At 65.1% G+C, this 6317-nt stretch carries 6 protein-coding genes; 2 read left to right on the top strand and 4 right to left on the bottom strand.

The annotated features are described in order from the left end of the window. Positions 1 to 429 precede the first annotated feature (429 nt). The gene (locus A5780_RS40000) at positions 430 to 591 is read right to left on the bottom strand and encodes a hypothetical protein (protein ID WP_156769493.1); all 162 of its coding nucleotides are present in this window, start codon (positions 589 to 591) and stop codon (positions 430 to 432) included. A gap of 302 nt (positions 592 to 893) precedes the next feature. On the opposite strand from A5780_RS40000, the gene A5780_RS13835 reads away from it, so the two are divergent. Together A5780_RS13835 and A5780_RS13840 are read left to right on the top strand one after the other, a co-directional pair. Further along, complete coding sequence (locus A5780_RS13835; protein ID WP_064908617.1) at positions 894 to 1607, top strand: hypothetical protein; 714 nt, start codon at positions 894 to 896, stop codon at positions 1605 to 1607. Between the two features lie 360 nt (positions 1608 to 1967). Beyond that, entirely contained in the window at positions 1968 to 3302 is a 1335-nt protein-coding gene (locus tag A5780_RS13840; protein WP_197521747.1) for a pentapeptide repeat-containing protein, read from the top strand. Positions 3303 to 3422: 120 nt separating this feature from the next. On the opposite strand, the gene A5780_RS13845 is transcribed toward A5780_RS13840, so the two are convergent. From A5780_RS13845 to A5780_RS13855, 3 genes are read right to left on the bottom strand one after another with little or no spacing between them, the layout of a single operon-like run. Further along, positions 3423 to 3716 carry a hypothetical protein gene (locus tag A5780_RS13845; RefSeq protein WP_064908619.1) on the bottom strand — a complete coding sequence of 98 codons (294 nt, stop codon included), beginning with the start codon at positions 3714 to 3716 and terminating at the stop codon, positions 3423 to 3425. A 55-nt stretch (positions 3717 to 3771) separates the two neighbouring features. Then, a complete protein-coding gene (locus A5780_RS13850; protein WP_231982947.1) occupies positions 3772 to 4671 on the bottom strand; it encodes an AAA family ATPase in 900 nt (299 codons plus the stop codon). Between the two features lie 2 nt (positions 4672 to 4673). Then, complete coding sequence (locus A5780_RS13855) at positions 4674 to 6161, bottom strand: Mu transposase C-terminal domain-containing protein (RefSeq protein ID WP_231982948.1); 1488 nt, start codon at positions 6159 to 6161, stop codon at positions 4674 to 4676. Between the last annotated feature and the right edge of the window lie 156 nt (positions 6162 to 6317).

Consider the following 6317-nt stretch of genomic DNA (forward strand, 5'->3'; position numbering starts at 1 on the left):
GCGCTCTGGATGCATGGCCGTGCAGCGAACATCACCCAGTCACCGCCGCCCACACCGGTACCAGGATCAGCGATACCAGGGTGGTTTGACCACGCTGGCGGCGAGATCGACGTCGACGTCGTATGTCTGGTTGGGGCGGATCAGGTACAGCATCGGGTATCACCTTCGGTATTCGGATTCGGTGCCAGCGCAACGTACATCCCGCGCGCTGCCTGTTTGACTTCGTCGCCGATGCTCCAGGATCTCCGTGCCGCCCCGAACACTGTCTCGAATCCTTGGAATTCGAGACAGCTGAGGTCAGGCATCGAGGTCACTGAACCGGCAGGTCCGGAGATCTCAGATCCTGGTCTCGGTATCGCCTGCGGCCTGACGGAGTGCCCGGCGCGGATGCTGGTCCCCGGGAGGGGTGCATAGACGGAGCCGAGCCCTTCACGCGTTGGCGGACTGACGGCGCGGTGAGCGATCGACTTCACACACGAAGGTATGTATCACCATCAGGACACTGCGAACGTGGAGCCCGTACGGCAGATCCAGGTTGACCAGCAGTTCTCCACGCGCCTGCCAACGCGGCGCATCGTGGATGCGTTCCATGAAGATACATACCTACGTCAGTGTTACCAGTCGTGACGTTAGCGTGTGGTTACACCCCCCTCTAGAATGAGGGATAATGTTATAACTAACCATTACCGGCCCCGAAACAGGATGTGAGGCGAGGAATGTCTGCGCCGTTGTCGGCGGCCAACCGGTTCGCCGCGCAATACCACCTCCGCGTCGGCGCGCCCGTGCGGAGAGAGTTCTTCTTCCGATCCGCGGCAGGTGACCCGTCACCATTGAACGGGTTGATGAGTAGCCGTGCGGGATCCTCAGGTGGAGGGCGGGGTGGTCGCACACGGTTGGCGCTGTTGCTCACCGCGCTGTGGGTCGCCAGCCGTGACGACTACACCGTTCAGCGTTCTGCCAGCTGGTGGGCCGACATGATCGGGCTGCCCGACCCCAAGGGCAGGGCAGCAACACGGACGATCGCGACCAACCTCACTGAACTGGCCCGCCGCGGGTTCATCGAGTACACCCCTGGCCACAGCGGCTATTCGGCCACGGTGCGATTGCTGAGCGAGCTGGGCACCGGAGCTCCGTACACGCCGCCGTATCAGGATTTGTCGCCCTCCTACATCCGTCTCCCCAGGACTTTGTGGACCGGCGACGGCGTGATCGGACGCCTCAGCGGCGCGGGCCTGGCCGTCCTGGTGCTCGTCTACCACTACTACGACCCGAAGCGGCCGGACATGTGGTTCTCCGACAATGCGTTTCGCCAGCGCCACGGGATGGCCGAAGCTACCCGACTCAACGGGCTCAACGACCTGGTCAACAACGGTGTTCTGACCATGCGCCAGGAATACGTGGACATGCTGTCCGACGCCGGGCGCCGTACTACTCGCCGCCGCTACTACACCCTAGATTCGAGGTACACGCCACCGGTCACGAGCCGCGAAACCGATTCGGGGAACTTTGCTCCGCGAACCGCTCACCAGCCGCCCACCTCCGTCCCGGTGGCACGTGCGGCATCCAACGCGTGGGGACCGGACCCCGCCCTCGACGACCCGTTCTGACCTCACCACGAGCGGCGCTGCCGACTCCGGGACATGCGGCGGCATAAAGGATTTGCCCCTGGCCGTCGCAGACCTTAGAGTTGTCCGCGCGGCAGTTGATCCACATGGGCGAATGGTCCCAAGGATTCCACTCCCTTCGCCCCCGGGGGCGAGGACCAGTGCGAGCGCTACCGTGGGCCCCGGCGGAGGATTGTGACCCTCCCACCGGGGCTCTTCTATATTCTGCTGCGACCGTTCACAGTGCGAGGCTGCCACCGGTTGCTGCCGTAGGTGAAGTTGTTGGGATGCAACAGATCAGCAGTAGCCGATCTGGATGCGCCACGCTGCGGTTTCGAGCACAATCGGACGATGCTCGGGAGGGTGAGCGCCGACGGCGCCCAAGCAAGAACAACCGTGAAGAAGCGGCGCGCCAACGGCAACCGGATGCCGCTCCGCCGCCGTGCCAGCCGAGTCCAGCTGTTCCCCGCGGTCACTGCCGCGCTCATGGCAGGAATAGTTGTAGCCTTTACCGCGGACGTGGTGATGCGATGGATCACCCCGACCAACTACGACACCAAAGCAGCTCCGATCGAGGTCACGAAGGTCGCACTGACCATCGTGGCCGGCGTCGGCGGCGTGGTCGCCCTGGTCATCGCATACCGCCGCCAGCGCGACCTCGAACAAAGCCGGTTCGTCGAACGGTTCGGCGCCGCAGCCGCGCAACTCGGCGCCACCGATGTCGCGGTTCGTATCGCCGGGGTGTACGCGATGGCCGGCGTCGCGGACGAGTCCGACGGGCTGCGCCGTCAGCAGTGCATCGATGTGCTGTGCGGGTACCTGCGCCTGCCTTATAACGCCGAGCATGGTGCCAGCGGGCGGACCAAACTTGTGGTCAAGGCGCCCCGCGTCGATCACGGACGGGTACGGGGGGAGACCGAAGAACACATCGAATACCGCCAGAACGACCGTGAAGTCCGTGCGACCGTCGTCCGCGTCATCGCCGACCGCCTACGCCCCGAAGCCGAATACAGTTGGTCCACAAGCAATTTCGACTTCCGCACCGCCCATCTCGAAGCGGCCGACTTCGCCGGGACCATTTGGTCGGGCACCACTCGGTTCACTAGCGCCAATTTCACCGGTGTCACCAGGTTCGTCGGGGCGACCTTTAACAGTCCCGTCTGGTTCGATTCGGCGACCTTCGGCAACGACGCCCGGTTCGACGGGGCGACCTTCAACGGCCGCGCGAATTTCGGCTGGGCAACCTTCGGTCCTGTCGGGTTCGACGAGGCGACCTTCAACGGCCCCCTCTGGTTCGCCTGGGCAACCGTCGGACCTGCCCGGTTCGAAAAGGCGACCTTCAACGGCGGCCCCACTGTATTTGCTACGGCGATCTTCAACGGCCCTACCCGGTTCGATGGGGCGATCTTCAACGGCCTGACCACTAGGTTCGAAGCGGCGAGCTTCAACGACGACGCCTGGTTCGACGGGGCGATCTTCAGCGGCGAGGCCATATTCCGCAGGATCCTTTTCAGTGGCCGGGCTAGTTTCCGGCAGGTCGACTTCGGCTCAGAGCCAATCATTTTCGCCGACCCGCTGCGATGGGGTCCGCCGCCGCCGGAATTCGACTGGCACGGTAACGGTGAGGGCAGGCCTGCGAATGTCGAACCTCAGGATTGGCCGCCGGTCGTGGTGACGCCGGAGGCCAATTCGCGGTGAAGCGGGTGTTGTAAATCGATCGTTTTTCCGACACCCCGGCTCCGGAACCGAATCGCAAGGACGCACCCGCCGGGAGAGTGTCTGTGACCTTCGGCGATGGATGGCGCGGGATCTTCGGCGTTATCTGGCCGGTGGTTCGTCGCTGAATAGGTGCAGTTGCTGCGATGTGGGTCTGGGGTCGCCGAGTTTGCGTAGGCAGCGGGCGCAGGTGATTTCCGCTCGTGTGGGTTCCAGTGCGGTGGGTGACCATCCGGCGACGCCGGTGTGGCACAGCAGTTCTGGGGCTTGTTCGTCGCCGATCCAGTTGCCGAGGCTGACGGCGTGCACGGTGCGTCCGGCTCGGACGACTGCGTGGACGCCGGGGTCGCCGAATACTGCCCGTGTGGAGGCGGCCAGCGGGGCGATGTCGGTCATGTGGCCAACGATAAGGGCAGCCTCCGACACCGCGGCCTGTCGGCGGGTTGGTCGTTCAGATGGTGCCGATGACGAGGGATTCGCGGGCGGTGTCGACGACTTCGCTGGTGAGGGTGTGGAGTTGGTTGATGTCCATGATTCGGTGGATTTGTGCCATGAGGCGGGTGGTGAGTCGGAAGTTGCCGCTGGTGATGCGGATGATGGCTGCGCGGGCTTCGCTGGTGGTGTAGTCGTCGGGGTCGGTGAGGCCGAGTTCGGGCCAGCGGTGGCCCAACACGTGGGTTTGTTCGTCGCTGGACATCGGTTGGTAGTGGTGGAGGAATCCGACGCGACTGTAGAGCTGGGGGTAGCGGGCGAGGCGGCGTTCGATGCCGGGCATGCCGATGAGGATCATGCCGGCGCCGGTGCGGTCGTGGTGGTCTCGAAGTGCTTCGAGGCTGGGGGTTTTGAGCCGGTCGGCTTCGTCGATGATGACCAGTTCGGTGTAGAGACCGTCGTTGTTGAGCGATGACAGCACCCGGTCGGGGTACAGGGTCGTTTCCAGCGCCCAGCTCAGACTGCAGGCCAGGGAGCGGACCTCTTGGTCGACGGTACGTGGGGTGTTGTGCACTTTCGGGGTGTAGAAGACGGTGCGCGCCGCTAGCGCCTGTTCGGGTGCGGTGATTTCGTCGACGAATCGAAAGTTGCGGACGACGGGTTCGACGGTGTCCCAGTGGCTGTAGCGGCGTGCGGACAGGGTTTTGCCGACACCCGGTGCGCCATGGCACAGGCCGATGTAGCGGTCGCGGCGCACCGCGTCGCAGAACTCGACGAAGCGACGATGTTGCTTGGTCACCACGAAAAGCGTGGCAGGCCGAGGATCCGGCGGCCGCTCACCCTTCGCTGGCATGGCCAAGCTGTCGACCGCGGCCTGCTTCGGATCCGGGGCAGCGTCGTCGACGTCCGGACTCGCCATGGCTACTCCTCTCGATACCGCTTGAGCGCGGGTCGACTCGGCGTCGGCGGTACGGCTGGTGCCGGTTCGGGGATCGGATCGAGGTAGCCGGGCTGGTGCACGGCCAGCAGCTGGTCCACGACCGCAGTGCGGTCGCGCAGTTGCCGGTTGAGGTTGCGCCGCCGCGCGTTTCGGGCGGTGGTGATGTCCTTGAGGGAGATATCCCTGCCGGCCAGCTCGCCGCAGATGGCCCGGCACAGGAACTTCTCGTCGTGAAAGACGCGGATCTCGGCCAGGTCGCGTGGGTCGTAGCGGATGATGACCTGCTCACCGACGTAGTCGGCCAGCAGCGGGTCCAGGTAGCGCAGCGACTGGTAGTGGATGCCGTCGGAGTGCACGACGCGCGGCTTGGACACCGTCAGCAGCAGCAGGTCGAGTTGTTCGAGGGTGCCGGGCAGCCGGGGCAGGAAACCGCCTACCTCCCAGCGGGTTTGCGGCGGCGCACCGGTTTCGCTGTGCGGGACCTGGTTGTAGGTGCCGACGATGAATTCACCGATGGCGGTATCGAGTTCGGACAAGGTCAACCGTGCCTGTCCGGCACGGTCGGGCAGACCGCGGGGGGCGTAGCCGGGCAGCGCTGACAGACACATCTGGTCGATGGTGCGCATGTAGCGTTCGATCTTCCCGCGCCCGCGCGGCCGGCCGGGTAGTGAGAACACCGCCCGGACTTTGAGGTCGGCGAGGACCTGTTCGAGGTGGTGGGAGGTGAAGTCGCTGCCGTGGTCGGTGTAGAGCACGTCGGGGATCCCGCACACGTGCCAATCCGGGTTGGGTTTGCGCCAGATCGCTTGCCGCAGCGCCAATGCGGTGTTCAACGCCGACGGGGCACCGAGGTTGACCGCATATCCGGCGATAGCGCGGGAATGGTCGTCCTCGATCACGGTCAGCCATGGCCGCGCCGGCTTCCCGGAGGGGGTTACAACCCACAGGTCGAGTTGGGTGTGGTCGGCCTGCCAGATCTCGTTCGCTCGCGCAGCTTGGCGCCGATACACCAGGTCGAACACCTGCCGGTACCGCTTGTCGCCATCGATCGCCAACGTCCGTAACGCCGGATCGATGGCGGCGACGATTCCGTAGACCGTGCTGTAGGACGGCACGGGCCAGCCCTGTCCGGGCGCGATGTCGAGGATCTGGCGATGGATCGTCGCCGCGCTGGGCGGCGGCCGACGCAACGCCAAGCCCTCGATCAGTCGCACCATCTCCGCGGGAAACTGTCGCTGCCCCTTGCTGGTGCGGGGTTTGCGCACGAGCCCAGCCAGGCCGTCACGCCGGTAGGCGGCCAGCCATCGGCGTGCGGTGCGCACCGGCATACCCGCCGCGGTCGCGGTCTCCGCGAGTGTGATGCCCTCCTCGATATGGGGGCGCAACACCGCGAACCGCTCCATTGCCTGCTGCCGCTGGAATGCGGAAAAGCCGCCCAGTCCCGCCGCAACGCCCGGACTCTCGGTCACCGCGACAGTATCGGCCGACCGTCGTGCCGACATGCCATGAACAAGCGAAAGGAGCTTCGATGACCGCGCGTGCGAGCCTCATCGTTGGGCAGGCGATCTTGTAGCGTTGCTGGCTGACATTGCAAGGGATGGGGAGTTGTCATGAAACGCAGAGGG

Source organism: Nocardia sp. 852002-20019_SCH5090214, from assembly GCF_001665865.1.
GTDB lineage: Bacteria > Actinomycetota > Actinomycetes > Mycobacteriales > Mycobacteriaceae > Nocardia > Nocardia nova.